Source organism: Desemzia sp. C1, from assembly GCF_020882875.1.
Classification (GTDB): Bacteria; Bacillota; Bacilli; order Lactobacillales; family Carnobacteriaceae; genus Desemzia; species Desemzia incerta.
Genome location: NZ_JAJIZP010000003.1, coordinates 73,726 through 90,219 on the forward strand (window position 1 = coordinate 73,726; position 16,494 = coordinate 90,219).

At 37.4% G+C, this 16,494-nt stretch carries 17 protein-coding genes; 4 read left to right on the forward strand and 13 right to left on the reverse strand.

Going from position 1 to position 16,494, the window contains the following annotated elements; translation table 11 throughout:
• Positions 1 to 2 precede the first annotated feature (2 nt).
• The 3 genes from LMF32_RS00715 to LMF32_RS13660 form a co-directional block, all read right to left on the reverse strand.
• Positions 3 to 1,361 (reverse strand): PTS sugar transporter subunit IIC, encoded by a 1,359-nt coding sequence (locus LMF32_RS00715; RefSeq protein ID WP_230523493.1) that lies wholly within the window; start codon positions 1,359 to 1,361, stop codon positions 3 to 5.
• 150 nt (positions 1,362 to 1,511) lie between these two features.
• The gene (locus LMF32_RS00720) at positions 1,512 to 2,948 is read right to left on the reverse strand and encodes a glycoside hydrolase family 1 protein (protein ID WP_230523494.1); all 1,437 of its coding nucleotides are present in this window, start codon (positions 2,946 to 2,948) and stop codon (positions 1,512 to 1,514) included.
• Between the two features lie 131 nt (positions 2,949 to 3,079).
• On the reverse strand, positions 3,080 to 3,823 hold the full coding sequence (locus LMF32_RS13660; protein WP_230523495.1) for a MurR/RpiR family transcriptional regulator: 744 nt from the start codon (positions 3,821 to 3,823) through the stop codon (positions 3,080 to 3,082).
• 227 nt (positions 3,824 to 4,050) lie between these two features.
• Between LMF32_RS13660 and LMF32_RS00730 the strand changes: the two genes are divergently transcribed.
• The gene (locus LMF32_RS00730) at positions 4,051 to 4,503 is read left to right on the forward strand and encodes a flavodoxin (protein WP_230523496.1); all 453 of its coding nucleotides are present in this window, start codon (positions 4,051 to 4,053) and stop codon (positions 4,501 to 4,503) included.
• A 43-nt stretch (positions 4,504 to 4,546) separates the two neighbouring features.
• Here the strand turns inward: LMF32_RS00730 and LMF32_RS00735 are convergent, their stop codons facing one another.
• Complete coding sequence (locus tag LMF32_RS00735) at positions 4,547 to 5,101, reverse strand: TetR/AcrR family transcriptional regulator (RefSeq protein ID WP_092479506.1); 555 nt, start codon at positions 5,099 to 5,101, stop codon at positions 4,547 to 4,549.
• A 504-nt stretch (positions 5,102 to 5,605) separates the two neighbouring features.
• Between LMF32_RS00735 and LMF32_RS00740 the strand changes: the two genes are divergently transcribed.
• Entirely contained in the window at positions 5,606 to 6,844 is a 1,239-nt protein-coding gene (locus tag LMF32_RS00740) for an aminopeptidase (RefSeq protein WP_188204872.1), read from the forward strand.
• 71 nt (positions 6,845 to 6,915) lie between these two features.
• Here the strand turns inward: LMF32_RS00740 and LMF32_RS00745 are convergent, their stop codons facing one another.
• Together LMF32_RS00745 and LMF32_RS00750 are read right to left on the reverse strand one after the other, a co-directional pair.
• Positions 6,916 to 7,767 (reverse strand): aldo/keto reductase, encoded by an 852-nt coding sequence (locus LMF32_RS00745; RefSeq protein WP_230523497.1) that lies wholly within the window; start codon positions 7,765 to 7,767, stop codon positions 6,916 to 6,918.
• A gap of 95 nt (positions 7,768 to 7,862) precedes the next feature.
• A complete protein-coding gene (locus LMF32_RS00750) occupies positions 7,863 to 8,192 on the reverse strand; it encodes a thioredoxin family protein (protein WP_230523498.1) in 330 nt (109 codons plus the stop codon).
• A gap of 261 nt (positions 8,193 to 8,453) precedes the next feature.
• Here LMF32_RS00750 and LMF32_RS00755 point away from each other — a divergent pair, with 261 nt between their 5' ends.
• Together LMF32_RS00755 and LMF32_RS13485 are read left to right on the forward strand one after the other, a co-directional pair.
• Positions 8,454 to 8,807 (forward strand): hypothetical protein, encoded by a 354-nt coding sequence (locus LMF32_RS00755; RefSeq protein ID WP_230523499.1) that lies wholly within the window; start codon positions 8,454 to 8,456, stop codon positions 8,805 to 8,807.
• A 98-nt stretch (positions 8,808 to 8,905) separates the two neighbouring features.
• A complete protein-coding gene (locus tag LMF32_RS13485; protein WP_230523500.1) occupies positions 8,906 to 9,886 on the forward strand; it encodes a 3-oxoacyl-ACP synthase III family protein in 981 nt (326 codons plus the stop codon).
• Between the two features lie 1,497 nt (positions 9,887 to 11,383).
• On the opposite strand, the gene LMF32_RS00765 is transcribed toward LMF32_RS13485, so the two are convergent.
• The 7 genes from LMF32_RS00765 to LMF32_RS00795 form a co-directional block, all read right to left on the reverse strand.
• A complete protein-coding gene (locus LMF32_RS00765) occupies positions 11,384 to 12,580 on the reverse strand; it encodes an N-acetylmuramoyl-L-alanine amidase (RefSeq protein WP_230523501.1) in 1,197 nt (398 codons plus the stop codon).
• The gene (locus LMF32_RS00770; RefSeq protein ID WP_230523502.1) at positions 12,580 to 12,861 is read right to left on the reverse strand and encodes a phage holin; all 282 of its coding nucleotides are present in this window, start codon (positions 12,859 to 12,861) and stop codon (positions 12,580 to 12,582) included. The genes LMF32_RS00765 and LMF32_RS00770 overlap by 1 nt, the downstream gene beginning before the upstream one ends.
• On the reverse strand, positions 12,858 to 13,202 hold the full coding sequence (locus LMF32_RS00775) for a hypothetical protein (protein WP_230523503.1): 345 nt from the start codon (positions 13,200 to 13,202) through the stop codon (positions 12,858 to 12,860). The genes LMF32_RS00770 and LMF32_RS00775 overlap by 4 nt, the downstream gene beginning before the upstream one ends.
• A complete protein-coding gene (locus LMF32_RS00780) occupies positions 13,199 to 13,609 on the reverse strand; it encodes a hypothetical protein (protein ID WP_230523504.1) in 411 nt (136 codons plus the stop codon). The genes LMF32_RS00775 and LMF32_RS00780 overlap by 4 nt, the downstream gene beginning before the upstream one ends.
• 34 nt (positions 13,610 to 13,643) lie before the next feature.
• Positions 13,644 to 14,672, reverse strand: coding sequence for a reverse transcriptase/maturase family protein (locus LMF32_RS00785; RefSeq protein WP_230523505.1), 1,029 nt, complete (start codon positions 14,670 to 14,672; stop codon positions 13,644 to 13,646).
• A 365-nt stretch (positions 14,673 to 15,037) separates the two neighbouring features.
• Positions 15,038 to 15,388 (reverse strand): diversity-generating retroelement protein Avd, encoded by a 351-nt coding sequence (gene avd, locus LMF32_RS00790; protein WP_347401893.1) that lies wholly within the window; start codon positions 15,386 to 15,388, stop codon positions 15,038 to 15,040.
• Between the two features lie 80 nt (positions 15,389 to 15,468).
• Positions 15,469 to 16,494, reverse strand: a complete 1,026-nt coding sequence (locus LMF32_RS00795) for an SUMF1/EgtB/PvdO family nonheme iron enzyme (RefSeq protein ID WP_230523507.1) — start codon at positions 16,492 to 16,494, stop codon at positions 15,469 to 15,471.

Sequence of the window (16,494 nt, forward strand, 5' to 3'; positions counted from 1 at the left end):
TATTAAGCTTCTACACTACTAGTAGTATCTTGTGCGTTATCCATTTCTTCCATTTTTACAGCTGCTTTATTAGTTGCTAAAACAAATGGCATGTATGTCAAAACAGATACTCCTAAACATAAGAACCCAACAGCTAATGCTCCCCAGCTACCGCCTGTTCCTAAGAACGGGATCAGCGGACCTGGAGTTGTCCAAGGTACTGAATAACCTATTGGAGGTATGATTTCACTCACAATAAAGAAATATCCTATCAAAATGTTGATGATCGGAGTCAATACAAAAGGAATGATCATGATTGGGTTCAATACGATTGGAAGTCCAAATACTACTGGCTCATTGATGTTGAATAGACCAGGAGCAAAAGATAATTTAGCAATGTTGCGGTAATCTTTACGTTTTGACACTAAGAACACAGCAATCAACAATCCAAGAGTCATTCCGCTACCACCGTAGTTCGCAAAACCATCGTTCATAGAACCCCAGTTGATTGGATAAGGAACGCCCCATGTTGTTCCTTTTTCAGCAATATAGTTCAAGTTTTCAATTCCCATCGGTGAGAAGATAGGATCACGAATCGCTGCGATGGTATTTGGTCCATGAATTCCCAACACCCATAACATGTTAGAAACTAGTGCTAAAATGATAACCGCAAATACGTTTCCACCAATATTTGTTAGTGGTGCTTGAATTAATGAGTAAATCAATTGATTGATTCCATCTGGGAAGAATAAAGTCACTACATAATTGATCACTGAGAAAAGCATCAAGATCAAAATGATCGGAATCAATACAGAGAACGAACGGGCTACAGCTGGAGGTACTTGCTCCGGCATTTTGATTTTTAAGCGTTTATTTAAAGACAAACGGCTGAAAATTTCCCCAACTAACAATCCGACGATCATAGCAACAAATAATCCTTGAGCGCCTATGTATTGTGTAGCTAAGTAGTTCGCACCTTCAACATTTTGATATGGCGGATACAGAATAAAGAATGTTGAAATCGCTGTCAATCCACCTAATAAAGAATCTTGCTTATATGTTTCAGTTAAGTTTCTTGCGATCATGAAGACGATGAAGATAGATAAGACATCATTCGTTCCACGGACAACGGGTGAAAAAATATTTTGTGCTTCGGCTAAGTTGGGAAAAATACTTTCTAAATTCAATAATGAAGCGATGAATCCGTCTGGGGATAATACAGCAAAATTGAGTAATAGGATCAATGATCCTGCCATTGTTAATGGAAAAGCTAGAATAAATGCATCACGTACAGCTCCGATGTGTCTTTGGCTGTTTAACTTAATTGATAAGGGCACTAAGGTTTTTTCTAATGCGCCTTCAAATTTGTCCATAAAGCTCATGTGGTTTCCCTCCAATAAGTAACAATATAATTCCTATCCCTTTAAAGAAAATCTTTTCTGCGGTATGTCGAATGAACACTGACTCTAAACTTGTTGCCCCCCTTCGATCAGTGAGGCTAAAAGCCCCACTGAAGAGCGAAGAAATGATTTTTAATCTGTTACTCCATTGTTTTCAATGACTTTTTTATACCAGTAATAGCTGTCTTTTTTGTAGCGTTTCAGTTCTTTTTCGTCGTTCTCTTCTCGATCGACATAAACAAAACCGTAACGTTTTTGGTAGCCGTTCAGCCAGCTCAATAAGTCTGTATAGCTCCAAGTACAATAACCTAATACTTCTACTCCATCGGAGATCGTTTCTTGGATTGCTTGTACATGGGCTTTTAGATAGTCAATTCGATATGTATCATGGATTGAACCATCTTCTTCCAATGTATCGTATTCTCCTAAACCATTTTCCGTGATCAATATAGGCAATTCGTAGCGGCTGTCAATTCGGCGCATACCAATCCGCAATCCAGTTGGATCAATATCCCAATCCCAGTTCGTTTTCTCTACAAAAGGATTATCTGTTCCTTTGTAAAGTCCAGGTACTCCACCCGCTTCAGTCGAACCTTTTTCTCCGGTCGTATTCATTTTACCTTCAGAAACACCATCTAACGGATTGTGTTCTACAGTTGAACTGCGGTAATAGTTTAAGCCCATAAAATCCGGTTTTCCTTCTGCTAATAAAGCGTAATCTCCCTCTTCGATCGTAGGCGCTAAATTATTTTCTTCTAACCATTTCATTGCCAGCTTTGGATATTTCCCAAACACATAAACATCCATCCAAAAATGGGCATTAAAGGTTTCGTTGTTATCTGCAGCTAATTGATTTTCTGGTTTAGAATCTAACGCATAAGTTGGTCCATAAGCAAAGCTTGGTCCGATTTTTCCTTTGATCTCCAGTTCTCTAAACGCTTTGATCACTGAAGCATTTGCCAAGTTGGCAATATGATTGGCTTCATAAAAACGTTTTGGATCTTTGACACCTGGTGGATGACTGCCCATCATATACCCATGTGATGTAAAAACATTTTGCTCATTCAACGTTACCCAATAGTTTACTTTCCCATTGAAACGTTCAAATAAAATTGTAGAGTAACGAGTGAAATCTTCAATCACTTGGCGAGATTCCCACCCATTATATTTGTCTTGCAGAGCTTGTGGGATATCCCAATGATACAATGTAACGATTGGTTCAATGTTATGAGCCAGCAATTCATCAATCAGGTTTTCGTAGTATTGAAGTCCTGCTTCGTTTACTTCTCCATCTCCATCCGGAATCACTCGACTCCATGCAACAGAAAAACGGTACGCTTTCAAGCCTTGTTCAGCCATCAACTGAACATCTTCCTTATAGCGATGGTAGTGATCTACTGCTACCTCTCCTGTGGTTTCTTTAAATGTTTTACCTGGGATTTTTACAAATTCATCCCAAACAGACAATCCTTTACCGTCTTCTTCCATCGCACCCTCTACTTGATAGGCTGCAGAAGCAGATCCCCATAGAAAGTCTTCAGGAAAAGGGACTAATTTTTTGTGTTCCATTTCCTCACCTCAATTTTTCATTTATTACACTTTTTATTGTAACCGTTTTTACAAATAAAACAATCTGTTTTTAATTTTATGGATGCGGTTTCATTTAATTGGAACATGTTTCGCATTTGAAACACAGTGTTTCAAATGCGGTTTTGCCTTTTTGCGTAGTTTTTTCGTGCCAAAGTTTCAACTAAATAGGCTACAGGAACTTGAGAAGTAATATTGACCGTTTTATTGATCGTTTCTGGGGTTAAATGATACGCCAGATTTACATCGGAATGTTTTGCTAATGTATTTCCAGAAGTATTTGTGATACTAATGATCTTGCTTCCCCGTTCGATCAATATCTCCGTTTGTTCCAATATTTGTTCTGTTTCTCCAGAGACCGACAAAATAATTGCCACCGAATCTGTAAAGTCTTCTCTAGAGTGCCCTAGCGGATAAAAAGGATCTTTTACAAAGAATGTCCGCTGCCCTAGATTAAAAAACTGTCTGGATCCATATTCCGCTAAAATACCTGAGGTTCCAATCCCTAGAAAAATCACTAGTCCCGCAGTATGAATCATTTCTACCGCTTTATCTAACTGCTTATTGTAGTCATTGCTCAATGTGCGATTGAAAAACTCATCCACGATTTCTTTCGTATCAAAAACAGCTTGTTGCTCTACTTGTTTGTGTTGATTTCGAATCTCCAGCTTAAACTCTGCGAAACTTTCATACCCGCTTTTTTTCATCAAGCGGATAACAGACGCCGGTGAAAAGTGTGCTGCTTCCGCTAAGTCGCGAACACGCATATAATAGACCGTATCTTTATGCTGCATAATATAGTCGTAAAGCACTCTCTCAGTTTCAGTAAATGAATGGATCGTATCTAAATTAAACACGCTCTTTCCCCCTAGCGCTCAAAGTTGATTTCCTTTTCATCTTAGCATAATTTTGCTCTTATTATACGTTATTTTTAACGCCTTATTATGAACATTTTTTTACTTATGCAACTACTAGATTATGCGCTTTATCCCTTCATTCATTTCTTCTAAGATTCCTATTGGTACTGGAAGATAAAATTTGATATACTAGCTTGAGAAACTATACACAAAGGGATGAAAACAGAATGGTTAAAGCCTTGATCGTATATGCAAGTTTAACAGGAAATACAGCTCAATGCGTGGATATTGTTGAAGAAGCCTTAACAGACTTGGATGTAGATGTTGAAGTTGTAGAAAGCATGCAAGCTGATCCTCATGACTTTCTAGATGTAGATTTGTGCTTGGTCGCTACTTATACTTACGGGACAGATGCCAACTTGCCGGATGAGATCGAGGACTTCTATGAAGAGTTGTCAGAGGTAGATTTAACAGGAAAAATTTTTGGGACGTTTGGTTCAGGAGATACCTTTTATGAAAAATTTTGCCAGTCTGTGGATGATTTTACAGAACAATTCAAATCTGTTGGTGCTGTAGAAGGCGCAGAAAGTGTCAAAGTAGATCTGGATCCGGAAGAAGAAGACATCAATAAATTAGTAGCCTTCAGCAAATCATTAGTTGAAAAAGCTGCTGCAAACTAAAAAACTCAACGTCATCAGGACGTTGAGTTTTTTAGTTTTTAGCCTATTGGACAAGTTTTAAGCTGGTTTGGAATGCTTGGTTTAAATATTGGATCAAATCTTCTTCATGAAGCGGAACTAGTTCTTGAGCAATAAATGAAGCTCCTCCGTGTACACTGGACCAAAATAAACCGAAGACTTTTTCTTTTTCTTTTTCCGTCAACTCTTTTGTTTCAGATACTTCATTAAATGAATCAAGCACTACATCACGTGAAATAGTGTAGACTTTTTTTGCATCTAAGCGGTTCTCCAAGTACAACGCTTTAAAGAAAGTAGATTCCTCTTTTGCAAAATACAAATAGTTGAGTGCGTCATTCAATACTGGATGTTCTGTTCTTTCTTGAGTATAGATCGTTTCTGTCAAATGAGCTTTTATTCTGATAATCAATTCTCTTTTTAGATCATTCATGTTTTTGAATTCCAAGTAAATAGGTTGTGTAGAACAGTTCATTTCTTTTGCAATATTACGAGCAGTAAACCCGTCAAACCCTTCTTTTCTGACAACTTCATATGCAGTGTCTAAAATACTAGACTTCATAATCGTTTTTTTCCTTGCCATCTTCCTCACCTCTAAATTCTTTCTTTTCTCAAGGAATAGTTATAGTCTCAGCTACAGTATTACCTCTTGGTTATAGTATCCATACAAAAAATTCTTAAACGACTTAGAAAGGTACACAAACTTTATGCTGTTCATTTAGCATAAAAATACATTTTGATTAGTTCTTCTTTCTGAAACGGTTAAGAAATTTACCAACGTTTTTTTCAATTTTTTCCTCTACTCTTTAGCAGACAATCATTATTGTATCACTTGTATAGTAATAAAGACAAGATGCATATTAATATAACGGCAATTTTTATATAAAGCAACCTCTATCTTATGCACAATAATTATACCATAGGTTATTTATGTAATAATATCAGAACGCCTTTAGATTTAGCAACTGTTCCAGCTTCAGATTTTTTTATCAGGCAAATTGTTTTTTCTTATTTTCTTATGCTATGATAGAAAGGTGAATTATTGCAGTAAAATCGTGTGTTATCTAAGATGAGGAGGATTTTAAAAATGGTATTACCAAATTTTGAAGAAAATTTACAAAAATATGCTCGTGCAATCGTTGAAGTTGGTGTCAATGTATCAAAGAGTCATACAGTTGTTCTATCTATCGACGTAGACCAAGCACCACTAGCACGTATGATCACTAAAGAAGCTTACGCTCTAGGAGCTACTGAAGTGATTGTCAAATGGGCGGACGACATCATTAATCGCGAGGTTATGACACACACTCCGGTGGAACGTTTGACAGATATCCCGCAATACAAAATTGACGAGTCATTAGATCATATTGAAAAAGGCGCAAGCCGCATCAGCGTTCGTTCTTCTGATCCGGATGCTCTATCAGGAATCGATGCAGAGAAAATTGCTGCTTACCAATCAGCAGTGGGTAAAGCAATGATTGAACAAAGAAAAGCTACTCAAGCAAACAAAGTAAGCTGGTTAGTAGCTGCAGCTTCAGGTGCTAAATGGGCTGCTAAAGTTTTCCCTGAACTAGAAACAACTGAAGAACAAGTTGACGCTTTATGGGATGCTATCTTTAAAGCTGTTCATATTTATGATGAAGATCCTATCGCAACTTGGAAAGAAAAAGACGTTACGCTGGAAACAAAAGCTGAAGAATTGAACGCGCAACAATTCACTGCTTTACACTATACGGCTCCTGGTACTGACTTAACTGTCGGGTTGCCTGCTGGTCACCGTTGGGAAGGTGCTGGAAGCTTGAACGCTCGCGGCGAACGCTTCATGGCGAACATGCCGACTGAAGAAGTGTTTACTGCTCCAGATGCTAACCGTGTTGATGGTGTAGTGCGCAGTACTAAACCGTTAAGTTACGCAGGAACAACTATCTTAGACATGGAATTCACTTTCAAAGATGGTAAAGTTGTAGAAGTTACTGCAGCTCAAGGAGAAGAAACGTTAAAACGTTTGATCGAAACCGATGAAGGAGCTGCTCGTTTAGGTGAAGTAGCATTAGTTCCTAACCAATCTCCTATTTCTCAATCTGGTTTGACTTTCTTCAATACGCTATTTGACGAAAATGCTTCAAACCACTTAGCTTTAGGTTCAGGTTATGCGTTCAACATCGTTGGCGGAACTGAAATGTCTGAAGAAGAATTAGCAGCAGCCGGATTAAACCGCTCTACTGTTCATGTGGACTTTATGATTGGTTCAAAAGATATGAATATCGATGGAATCAAAGCAGACGGTTCAACAGTTCCTGTTTTCCGTAATGGTGAGTGGGCATAATTTAAACCATCAGATCCAACTAAGTAAAATACCAGCCGAGAAATATTATCTCGGCTGGTATTTTTTGCTCGTTAATCAAACTCTTCGTATTCATTTGGATGTTGTCCTTCAACCAAACCGTCTAACCCTTTGTCCAATCCGTCGATCTTCTTCATTTCTTCCGCGCTTAAAACAAAATCGAAAATATCTATATTTTCTCTTTGATGCTTATTGCTGGAAGCTTTAGGAATGGACAAAATTTGTTCTTGATAATTCCACCGCAAAATGATTTGCCCAACAGATTTCTTGTGCTTTTCAGCTAGTGAAGCAATAGTTTCATTTTCTAACAAATCATTGATTTCCCGGCCAAATGGACTCCAGGCTTCTGTTAAAATACCGTGTTCTTTGTTGTACTCTATAACACGTTTGTTTGTAAAATATGGATGACGCTCGATTTGATTGGAAGCCGGAGTTACACCTGTTTCCTCAATGATGCGGTCTAAATGTTCCGGCAGGAAATTAGATACTCCGATGGAACGAATCAAGCCGAATTTTTGTGCATCTACAAGTGCTTGCCATGCTTCTACATATTGATCTTGTTTAGGCAATGGCCAGTGAATCAAATATTTGTCAAAATAGTCGATGCCTATACGATACAAAGATTCTTGGATCATTTGAATCGCGTCTTCGTATTTATGTTTAGCACCAGGTAATTTTGAGCTGACTAAAATTTGATCACGCGGTACGGAACTTCGGCGAATAGCTTCTCCAACCATTCCTTCATTATTGTAATTCGTGGATGTATCGATCAACCGATACCCATTATCCAGAGCATCTAAGACCTCATTTACTCCCTTAGCTCCTTTTATCCCGACCGTTCCCAGTCCAATAACCGGTACTTCTTGACCGTCATTCAGTGTATATGTTGGAATAGATTTATTCATTGTCTTCATTCCCTTCAATGTGTTTACTGCTCTATCTTAGCAGTCATCAAAACACCTTGTAAAACAATATGAATGGCTTACGAACTCATTAACAATCAGTAATTTTCGACCACTCGGCTGAACTGACGATTTAAATTTTCCATGTTGACAAATCGGGCTTCTCGAATCAGTTCTTTTCCTTCTACAAACAGTAACAATGCCGGTACGCTAAAAACTGTAAAATCTCCAGCTACTTCTGGAATTTGATCTGCATCTGCTTGGATAGACTGGATGCGTGGATAATTCTTGAGAATATCTTGTACTTGAGGCCGAACTGCATGGCAAACGCTGCAATCTTCTCTTGAAATATACACAAAAGCCAATTGATTCTCTTCAATAAATCGTCTTACTTCTTCAATGGATGTTGCTTGCTTAAAAGCAGTCATTCTATCCCTCTTTTCTATTTTCATCTACTTATTTTATATAGTATAACATGGTTTCAGTCTTGTGATAAAAATTTCCAACATGCTGGTCTATGCTTTAGTTATGCATATGAATACAGAATCTAAGCTTATTTTCGCCTTTTTTTACTTTCCTTGATTTAAAAATATCCACTTTATTCATTTTTTTCATTGTGAACCTTCTCTTAAATGGTATAATAAAATTCTGTACAATTATATTTTTTTTAGGAAGGGAAAGTTATACATATGTCCATTTCATCAAAAGGTAGTTATACTATCACTGTAGACGCAAAAGAGAAAAAAGTCTTTCTTTTTGTATCTGGTAAAGCAGAACTGGAGGCAGTTCAACGATTCTTCAATGATTACAGTCAAACTGTCAGCGACATTAAAACATCTGTATACGAATTAGTGGTAGATTGCAAAGAAATGCAAGTAGAGACACCTGATATGCTGGAGCAACTAGCAGCTAGTTTTAATTTATACAAAGAAACAGGTTTTAAAGAAATTACATTTGAAGTTAATAGTGCTATTTTAAAAATGCAAATTAATCGCATAGTGCGTCAAGTTAATTTAACCAACGCGAACGTTGTTGAAGTGTAAATAATCGTTTTTTGAAGTAAGGGAGCCATTTTCCCTTACTTTTTTTATGAGAAATAATCCACTTAATTGAATTGATACAATAGAAAGGACTGTCTTTAGTGACACATATTAAACTAACAGAAATTGCTTTATACCACCCTGCTCATACCGTGGAAAACGACTATTTTATTGACCACTTTGCTGAAAAAGGAAAAGATATTCAAAATCTATTGGTGCACCTTGGAAGACAGACCCGTTATCGCATAAAGGATTCTGGAGAAACCGGCGTCACGATGGCTGTTAAAGCTAGTAGAGAAGTTTTGCGAAAAGCTGACCTAACTGGTGAAGATATCGATTTATTGATTTACTCTACTCAAGTTCCTGAACATAGTCTTCCGATGAATGCTTTGTTTGTGCATCAAGCCATCAAAGGAAAAAACCGGATGTTGGATTATGACTTAAATGCGAACTGCGCTGGAATGACGATGGCCGTAGAGCAAGCTTCCAGAACTATGCTCTCCAATCCTCGTATAAAGAGAGCTCTAGTCGTTGGTGCAGACCATTTTTCTCCTATTTTAGATCCAGAAGATGAAGTTGCTTATCCTTTCTTTGGCGATCTGTCTGTTGCAGTCATTTTAGAAAAAACAGATGAAGAGACAGGTTTTATAGATGCCATCCATTATATGGACAGTACTGATCCAACCAATATGATGTTCCCAGCAGAAGGTCTAACTCAATTAGTTGCTGGAAACTCTCATGCTTACATGAAGACTCGTCCGTTTGATGATTCTGAAATGTATCCTCATGTCTATGACTCTATTCGAGAACTTTTGGATCAATACGATTTATCTCCAAGTGATGTGAAATGCTGCTTTTCGCAAAGTAATAAAGCTAATCTGGATATGATTCAAGAAGAAATAGGTTTTTCAAATGACCAAATGATTTTTGTAGGCGATCAGTTCGGCTATCCTGGCACCAGCAGTCCATTTTTGGCTCTACATGAAGGGATTCAAACGGAAAAAATCAAACGCGGTGATCACGTTCTCTTCTGGACGATCGGAACAGGTTATGAATTTATTACCATGTTATACAAATATTGATTTGTTTCTAACAAGCTATTGTCATTAGACCTAGCTTGTTTTTTTGTGAAGGTAAAATGGACTGACATCATAATTCTCTCAAAATCACTAGACAACTTTTTAGAATCATGAGAAAATAATTTTATCCATGTGGTCCTATAGCTCAGTTGGATAGAGCAAACGTTTCCTGTACGCAACGTTTTACTACAAAGTAAACTTGAAAAAGTTTATAAAAAGTAAGAGCCGCTTGGCTTAACTGTTATTACGATATTGTGCAAAATGAAAAAAGCACACTCAAGTCAACCGCTTGAGAAATACCTTGATCTCCGATTGGCAAGACTTAAAAATAGTTGGGTATTGTCAAAAGTTCGGTAAAGTCGGCGAAAAGCATCTGCCCAGTAGTCGGAGGGCTATAAATTAAATAAGGTGAGAATGTGTTTTGACACTGACGAACTTTCGAACGTACGGATGTTTCTTCACTCGATGAATTAAAGCACGGTGGACTGTCTAGGAAAACACAAACTGTTATTAAGGATTTGACCTTAATAGTTTTTGATTGAATGGTTGTGGATCAAAAACGCTGAAACATTTATAGAAAGCACCTAAGTTTAATGGTAAAGCTAGTAATAACGGAACGTTGGAAGCAACTAAGAACTGTTAACTCCTATTTGAGGGTTCTAAACGACAGGATAATGGTCGTTGAATAGTTATGGCAGCAGCTGTGTAGTACCAATGAACCTGGGATAACAACCAGCGGAGGGAAGATGGCAAGTCAGTCGAGTATTTCGTTGAAGCATAATGCATTTATTTCCAGTATCATAGATTCATTTTGTCTTTGTGCAAATGAGATGTGTTTTACATTCATAAGAGTTCTTCTCTCTTCAACGAAATTCTGATTGATGGAACGCCTTGTGCGATGAAAGTCGCCTGCAAGGTGTGGACTGGGGGAAAACAAGTATTCTGAGCAAGTCATGTTGCAGAAGAACGTTACCTATCAGTATAAACGTTAGGTCGGGAGTTCGAACCTCTCTAGGGCCGTTACAAGTTTAAAAAGAGATAAAACTAGGCTTTAAAATCTCTTTGTATCAACTATTTTTAGTAAACAACTCGCATAAGGTGATAAATCATTTCGGGTTCATTTCGGGTTAGCAGTCAGAAAAGTTGTTTTCTCATTTTGGGTTGGCCAATTTGGCTTATATATAGAACATTCAAAAAGAACAATCGTTAACTACGGTTGTTCTTTTTAAATGTTCTTCATTATTTTGATTTTGCGTATATTAAAAATAAAAAGGACTGATCAAATGAACCGTCTGATTTATAGCATAAATTTAAATGGTGTCATATTAAAAATTGAAGAAAACAACTCGACATATTATTTTAAAATAGATTTTGAAAAGCATGTTTTTATATTTTTTAATGCATCTTTAAGCGAATCTTTGGATATGATGCAATATATCATGAATCAAATTTGAACAACGAAAAAAAGCCCCTACCATTTTTAGGTAGAGGCTTTTTGACTTATCTCATTTTGTTTAATAACTGTAAGTTCTGTGCAGCTGTTCCTTTATAATTTTTAATACCATACTTAGCAGCTAGCTTTTTGCGATTTGCAGGACTAGAATCCACTTTGATTGATTTTAAATAATCAACGAGAGAGTTACCTTTATAGCTTGATTTTTGTTTACCAGAAGTTGCAGGTTTAGGATTGAAGGTTCCAGCATTTAATCGACGTTGTAATTCTTTAATCATTGCAGAAGGTTCCCAAATTTCTCCGTCAACTGGCGTACTAAGGTATCTTTGTAAAGCTGAAATAGTCTCTTTACCTAACCAACCATCAATAGTAACTCCTAACAACCTTTGTAATTCTTTAATCATTGTAGAAGGTTTCGAAATCACTCCATCTGCTGGCGTTCCTAACGCTTTTTGCCACGCACGGATTGTTAATCTTCCCAGTAATCCATCCACAACTAACTTACCATCATCAACTTTAGCTGGCACGGTTTCAATATGTTCAGGATTGTCAGTTGGCTGATTGTTTGCTTTAATCTTCAACGTGTCGCCGATAACGATCGTATCTGATTTGATGTTGTTCCATTCCTTAATCTGATCGACTGTAGCATTATATTGTTTGGATAATCCCCATAACGTATCACCAGCTACTACTTTATGAACAAATTCTTTGCCAATAAACGTTCCAGATGGAGCACTGACTACCGATTGTCCTGTTAATTGACTATGATATTTTTTCCATAGAGTCCATTTGCCATCTCTGTTCATAAACTGAGGACAATTTTTTCCGCTAGCATCATAATGTCTAACGACTCTCGAAGCTGGTACGTTGTGTTCTTTCATGAGTTTTTGTGTAAGCCATGCTGCGTTTGAAATAGTGTTAGGGTGAAAACTACCGTCTTTTTCAGCACACATCTCGATACCAATTGTATTGTGATTATTGATTAAATCTCCAATATCGTGTTGATCCCCTGCTTTATCATCACCAATATGCCATGATACTTTACCAGGTGGAACTACCTCATAAATGTCATTTTTATCTACAAAATAACCAGCTGAAGCACCTCTAAAAGTATTGTAAAAATAATTTGCATTACTTTTAGCTGTTTGCCCTTTTACTCCTGTATCATGATCTACAAGATACTTTACATTTATTTTCTTGTTTGTGAAGTTTACCAATGTATGTTTTTTGATAATGTTTGGCATTAAATATCATCCTTTCTAGGTTCTGTATAGTTCAAAGCTTGAATACTATCCGATAGACCTTTAGTGGTTGGGTCGATTACGGCATTATACAGAGATACGAGAATTGTTCCTAAAACGTATGGGTTGCTAACAGCATCAATGAGCAGTTCCCATAAAATAGCCCAGGATGTAATGTCCTGAGCTGTGATACCTGCATAAGTTAGTATTGGGATAAAGATGGCCATGAACAATTGTGCAATAAATTGCGGGTTCTTAAACCTGATTTTCCAGTTAATTTTCATTCAACTTCTCCTCTTTTCATTCTTTTTTTGAACCCATCGACCAATTCTTTCAAGTGGTCAATGTAGTTATCTTTCTTTTGGACGATAATTTTCAATTCATTGATTTGGAATTTCAAATCTTGGATAATGCTGTTGAGCGTAATTTCATTTTTATCTTTTTTGTCATTTTCTTCTTCGAGATCTTTGACTTTTTTATCTAAACGTTCGATTTCCTCACGAGCGCGGGCCAATAGATTCAATTCATGCTCTTTTTGTTTGCTTTTGTATGTAAGAAAAGCAGAAACTAAAGACCCGGCTCCGCCTGTACCGATAAAAATACCTAGAATCACTTCCCAGTTCATGCACTGTAATCCCCCTTTAACGACACCCTGAAACAACCTATCATGATCGGAAGTATAAAAATATACGACGGATCTGGATAACCGGTGCCGAATGAGAATGTTAATGCTACAAAAAATAGGCCACTCCACATGCCGCTTAACGACCAGATGCCTAGTTTTTTTAGTGTTCTATTGTGGCTAATCAATCCAACTAGCTTTAAGCAACCTAAAAACACTAATATTAACCCGATTACGTTTTCAGGCATCTTGTTTAGGTAAGGTTCAGCATTGTTAATGAAATAACCGTCAATTATAAAAATGAATTCCCCATACAAAATGCTTACGCCAGCGATTAAAGCACCCCAGAAATCGCCGGGCCTTTTACTTGATGCGTTTTGCAGATCTTGCTTCAATTTTCGATTTACCATTTATTCACTTCCTTTCTTGACAGAAAATCCTTTGTTAATCATTTCTGCGAAATACACCATCTTGAGATAATTTATTTTTGAGTAGATGTGCATCAGTCTGATCCAGCATACCTTTATAGCTCATAACCGCTTGATGCACTCGAGGGACATCAATCTCATTTCTACCGTATTGTTTTTGTAAATATTTTAGATGAGTTTTCATGCGTCTTACAGTTGATTTACGTAGTTTCTTATGTGTAAACCATATTCTAAAACCGACGAATTCAATTCCTAAAGCAATTGGACGTATGCAGGTTTTATTATTCGTCTGCAAACTAAGCTTTTCGTCCAAGAAAGAAATGATTTCCTCTTTCCATTGATTCAATTCCTGCTTGTCGTTAGATAATAAAACGAAATCGTCCATATACCTTATGTAATAACGAGCCTTTAATTCATTCTTTACGAACTTATCCAATTCATTTAAATAGATATTCGCAAATAACTGGCTTGTCAAATTACCGATCGGCATACCCTTATCACCTTCTCTAACATTTGTGTCTGTCAGGGAAGAAGCTACGGGAAGGCCAAATTCCGTGCTTTCGGAATTTATGAGTAATCTCAAAAGAGAAAGAAGTTCTTCGTCTTTTGTTTTATTCTCAATGATGTTAATTAATATTTCATGATCAACTCGGTAAAAATACTTTGAAATATCCATCTTTAAGTAATACCATTTACCTGGTTTCTTATTCACGATTCGTAGCCATTCTTGAAGCTTATTAGCTGCTGAGTGAGTACCTCTACCGACGCGGCATGCATACGAATGATCGTAATACTGTTTTTCGAACAAGGGGTTCAATACTCTGTAAATAGCCCACTGAACTACTCTGTCTTTAAAAGGTAGCGCCATAATCATACGTTGTTTAGGTTCGTACACGAAAAATTCTCGGTATTTACCAACTTCATATGTATGGAAAATCAATTCATTTTGAATTTCAATTAAGTTTTCTTCTAAATTTGCAGAGAACCGCAATACTTCTTCGCGATATCTTTTGCCTTTTCGGGCTGCTAGATATGCTTGGTACAAATTATCGAAACTGCATATTTCGTTATAAAGATCTCCGATACGTTTTATAACTTCATCCCCTTGGGGTTAGTGATGTTTTGCAACGTTCGTTGGCTACTAGCTGCATGCATCCGTACATTGATTTTCCGCTTCGTTCTCAAGCGTGGATATAAATCCCTTTACTCTCTTTTGAGCTGGATGAAACCCCTTAAGGTTGCAACTTCTGTCGATGAAGATTGAAAGTAGAGCGGACCGGAAGCCGATGTTCGTATTCACATTCGAACGAGTGTTGTTGCCGTTCAGAGAAAAGACACCAGCGTTAGACGTGTTGTTCCAATTGCCACCACGATAAGCCAGACGTATATGACCTATACCCAATTTATTATTTATTTCATTGTTTTCATCCAACCACCTAGCATACGGCCGATTTCGTTTAACATTTTTGCCCAATTCTCGTATTTGCTTAACGGCAAATACTTCAAACTTTTATCAGCTGATAACCTGATAAAAGTACGAAGAACTTCAAGCTCTACATCCATTTGTTGAGCTGTGGTCTTTTTGTGATATTTTTTATTCGCTTCAATCACTAACCTTAATAAGCGATACATAGACTGCTTGATATCTGCTGCCATTGCATACTTTTCTGACTTCGGAAAATGCTTTAGACATTGATTCCCGTAAAGAATCATGTCATAGACCTTTTGTAATATTTTAAAATCGTTCAAGAGACACCTCACTTGACTTAGAGTGAAAAAACATAAAAATAAAAGCGCCCGCTATCGCGGACACTTCAGAGATTCAGTGCTACAGATTTCAGTTATTCAACAAAAGCGGACCGGAAGCCGATGTTCGTAGTCACATTCGAACGAGTGCTGTAGCCGTTCAGAGAAAAGACACCAGCGTTAGACGTGCTGTGCCAATAGCCACCACGATAAGCCAGACGTTCCCCGGATGAATCTGTGTAGAATCTGTCTCCACCTAAGTTAGTTCCTGCTGGAAATAGTCCTAAAGACTTTAAAATTTCTGGAACAGTAGTAATGCTCGCGTCTTTTGCCATAGATTCAAATTCAACATTCCCTTGTCCCGTTGTACCTGATTGTGTCGTTACCAATTTAGAAGTGTTATCGAATTTAAGAGTACCTGAAGTGCCTGGAGCCACTAATGCTCCTGTAGTATCGATAGCCTTCCATAATGTACTAGAAGCCGTTTGATTCGTTCCGGTAACAGCTGCATTATTATCAGGAATAACTTGAATTTCACCTTCGTTAGTCCGGTAGCCTCCTACCCATTCCCAAACATTTCCGTTTAAATCATAAATGCCGGAACCATCTCCATTATGTGACCAAGTAACAGGTCCGGATCCAGTTGCGATTCTAGCAGTTCTGTTACCCTCGCTATACGAAGCAGCACCTGTTTCGTGACTAGCAGAATGATCAGAACCGTAGTTATTATTTCCGCGTGGCAAGAATCCGTTTTTTAAACACCACAAAGCAATGGCTGCCCACTCTGCATTCGTCATTAAATGCCATCCTTGCCCCTTGTTCTCAGAAAAAGCTTTTGCTTGATCAAAGTTGACTGCAACTTTAGGGTCCTGCATTGGCAAAGAGTAAGCACGATCATCAATCACAACGTTTTGATATTTTGAAATATAGATAAAATCTTTTTCAACACCATTCACAATAAAAGCTGGATGTGTGCTCTGAGACCCACCCGTAATCACATCACTTACTTTAAATTTCGGGATTTTTACCATGACAGACGGCATTCCTCTGTCGTCAAATAAAACGGTATTGTTTGGCATAGACGCCTCTACTGCTAATTTTAATGCATCGAAATTACTCAT

Coding starts and splice junctions, on each gene's coding strand:
- LMF32_RS00780 (WP_230523504.1), bottom strand. CDS start 13,609: ATGGTAAATCGAAAATTGAAGCAAGATCTGCAAAACGCATCAAGTAAA.
- LMF32_RS00750 (WP_230523498.1), bottom strand. CDS start 8,192: ATGACTGCTTTTAAGCAAGCAACATCCATTGAAGAAGTAAGACGATTT.
- LMF32_RS00765 (WP_230523501.1), bottom strand. CDS start 12,580: ATGCCAAACATTATCAAAAAACATACATTGGTAAACTTCACAAACAAG.
- LMF32_RS00720 (WP_230523494.1), bottom strand. CDS start 2,948: ATGGAACACAAAAAATTAGTCCCTTTTCCTGAAGACTTTCTATGGGGA.
- LMF32_RS00770 (WP_230523502.1), bottom strand. CDS start 12,861: ATGAAAATTAACTGGAAAATCAGGTTTAAGAACCCGCAATTTATTGCA.
- LMF32_RS00735 (WP_092479506.1), bottom strand. CDS start 5,101: ATGGCAAGGAAAAAAACGATTATGAAGTCTAGTATTTTAGACACTGCA.
- LMF32_RS00745 (WP_230523497.1), bottom strand. CDS start 7,767: ATGAATAAATCTATTCCAACATATACACTGAATGACGGTCAAGAAGTA.
- LMF32_RS00755 (WP_230523499.1), top strand. CDS start 8,454: ATGTCCATTTCATCAAAAGGTAGTTATACTATCACTGTAGACGCAAAA.
- LMF32_RS00795 (WP_230523507.1), bottom strand. CDS start 16,494: ATGAGTAATTTCGATGCATTAAAATTAGCAGTAGAGGCGTCTATGCCA.
- LMF32_RS00775 (WP_230523503.1), bottom strand. CDS start 13,202: ATGAACTGGGAAGTGATTCTAGGTATTTTTATCGGTACAGGCGGAGCC.
- LMF32_RS00715 (WP_230523493.1), bottom strand. CDS start 1,361: ATGAGCTTTATGGACAAATTTGAAGGCGCATTAGAAAAAACCTTAGTG.
- LMF32_RS00740 (WP_188204872.1), top strand. CDS start 5,606: ATGGTATTACCAAATTTTGAAGAAAATTTACAAAAATATGCTCGTGCA.
- LMF32_RS00730 (WP_230523496.1), top strand. CDS start 4,051: ATGGTTAAAGCCTTGATCGTATATGCAAGTTTAACAGGAAATACAGCT.